This window comes from Microcoleus sp. Pol11C3 (genome assembly GCF_036701485.1).
Taxonomy (GTDB): Bacteria; Cyanobacteriota; Cyanobacteriia; order Cyanobacteriales; family Microcoleaceae; genus Microcoleus.
Map to the genome: position 1 here is coordinate 1 of NZ_JAUBQW010000275.1, position 2,381 is coordinate 2,381.

Annotated in this window: 2 protein-coding genes; both read left to right on the forward strand. The window is 46.4% G+C overall.

The window, feature by feature from the left end; genetic code table 11:
• Nucleotides 1-812: 812 nt before the first annotated feature.
• A complete protein-coding gene (locus QUA40_RS28430) occupies nt 813-1,703 on the forward strand; it encodes an ABC transporter permease (RefSeq protein ID WP_333132014.1) in 891 nt (296 codons plus the stop codon).
• A gap of 163 nt (nt 1,704-1,866) precedes the next feature.
• Nucleotides 1,867-2,253 (forward strand): hypothetical protein, encoded by a 387-nt coding sequence (locus QUA40_RS28435; RefSeq protein ID WP_333132016.1) that lies wholly within the window; start codon nt 1,867-1,869, stop codon nt 2,251-2,253.
• The last annotated feature ends 128 nt before the right edge of the window (nt 2,254-2,381 follow it).

A 2,381-nucleotide genomic window follows, 5' to 3' on the forward strand; every position in this document is an offset into this window, starting at 1 on the left:
TGCACTTTATTCTCGATCGCGCGCTCAAAACCCAGGCTACCTCAAGTGCGATCGATATATTCAGCAAGCCCTATATATACCGTTTTGTAGGGACAATCCCCCGTGGTCGCCGCCGTCTGTGGTGATGTTGCATCCAGGATTGTTTTATATAACATACTGCCCAAATGGCATAAGAGTTTATTTTTCAATTATTATCGAGTTTCATAGCTGTGACTCTCTTTCAGAAATTTTTACACAACGAACTTCCCGGATAAGTTTACAGATTTTATCGAGTGTCATCGGATTGGGATCGGGTGCTAATGAGTCTCTATGTCGCCGCAACTCCTCTCAATCAAAACCTGCTTTTAGGTTCTGAAAAACAGTGCTATCTGCTGTACAACTAACTGTAGATATATCCCCGTGCTTCAGTTGACTTTCAATCTCAGCCGAAATTTATAACTTACTGTCGGGATTCAAATAAACAGTAAGTAATATTAAATTGGCAAAGTAATTATGGCAGGTGTTTAAAATTTATATTTTTCAAAGTTTCCGGCAAAAATTCCATAATTTTGACCAAGGTAGCGATCGCACTTGATGACATCAATTTCTCCTCACAGATGGTTAAGAGTTCCGAAACTAAATTAATATGTAGCGTTTACCCCTTTTACTACAATTTTCTCCTTTCATTCCAGCTACTCAATGAACAGCAGTAGCAGCAGCTACCCCGCCCTCTCAACTCCAAATAGCCTATAATCAAAGCATCCTGCCAAAATCGCTTTCAACATATTTCCTGTAAACATAATCACAACAGTCAAAATCAACAACAAGCAATTATGAGCGGTACTGTTACATCCCCCAACAACCTCAACCAGCAGCGGCCACTCTCCACGGCATCCGCTGACACTTCCAGTTCCCTGCTGGGCGACTTCATCCAAGAAACACTCGCCTTAACCAAGCGCCTGTTTATTCAATTGCAGCGCCGCCCCTCCACGCTAGTTGCAGGAATTATTCAGCCGCTGATGTGGTTGGTTTTATTCGGAGCTCTGTTTAAAAATGCTCCCGCCGGCTTGTTCGGCGAAAGTCAGAATTACGGACAATTTCTCGGCGCTGGCGTGATAGTTTTTACTGCATTTGCCGGGGCGCTGAATGCCGGTTTACCGATTATGTTCGATCGCGAATTCGGATTTCTCAACCGCTTGTTAGTCGCGCCGTTGGCTTCCAGATTTTCGATCGTCCTGGCTTCGGCTATTTTTATCGTCACCCTCAGCTTTATCCAAACAGGCGCAATCGTTACAGCGGGAGCCTTTTTGGGATCGGGATTACCTGGAATTGCGGGACTCGGCGCGATCGCCCTAATTGTCCTACTATTAGTTTTGGGCGTCACCGGCTTAAGTCTCGGTTTAGCTTTTGCTCTCCCCGGTCACGTAGAATTAATAGCGGTAATTTTTGTTACTAACCTGCCGCTGTTATTTGCCAGCACAGCCCTCGCGCCGCTGTCATTTATGCCAGACTGGCTGCAAGTTGTGGTGACTCTCAATCCTCTGAGTTACGCGATCGAACCCATCCGCTACCTGTACCTGCACAGCGATTGGTCGCTAGCCAGTGTCGTGATGCAGGCTCCTTGGGGTACAGTCACCTTTGGAGGAGCGCTATTAGTGCTGCTGGCGTTTGATTTGGTGGCGCTGCTGAGCATTCAACCGCTGCTGCGACGCAGGTTTGCTTAGGGCGATCGCGGCCTATCTGCGGGTGATCGTTTAGCCTGCACCGTCAATGGTAAGGACACGGCATTGCCGTGTCCTTAGCCGCAGTGAAGTAATATAATATTTAGTCGCAAGTCAGAATATTGTTTAGATAGAATTGTTTTTTTGAAGGTTCAACTAATAAATTATGAACACCAAAACTTCTAAATCGGGCAAATGGATGATTGGGATTGCTGCAAGCGCGATCGCATCCTGTGCTCTGTTCTCGCCTCAAGCAAGCTTCGCTCAAGCCAGCGGTTTAAATAATGCCCAACCGCTGCAAGACTTTCAAACTCAAGACAATACCGACCCCTTTTCCGGCCGCAGCAGCGGAAGCGCAATATTTGATTTAATTCACAGATCTCAATTGGGAGGCGGCCGCAGCATGGAAGAATTTAATACCGAACAGCGCCAAAATTTGAACGATGCAGCCGCAGAATTTCGGAACAAACAGCGCCTTATCCTGCAAAAACAAGACCCAGCAGTGCCTTCACCGGCGATCGCACCTACAGAAATTACCGCCCCTGTCCCTTAAATTACTTTCTTAGGATCGCGAATTAAATAACTTACAATTTTAATTGTTATTGTGGGATGGGCGTCCCGCCCGTCCTTCTTTGACGGGCGGGACGCCCATCCCACAAACTTGTGGAAGTTATTTAATTC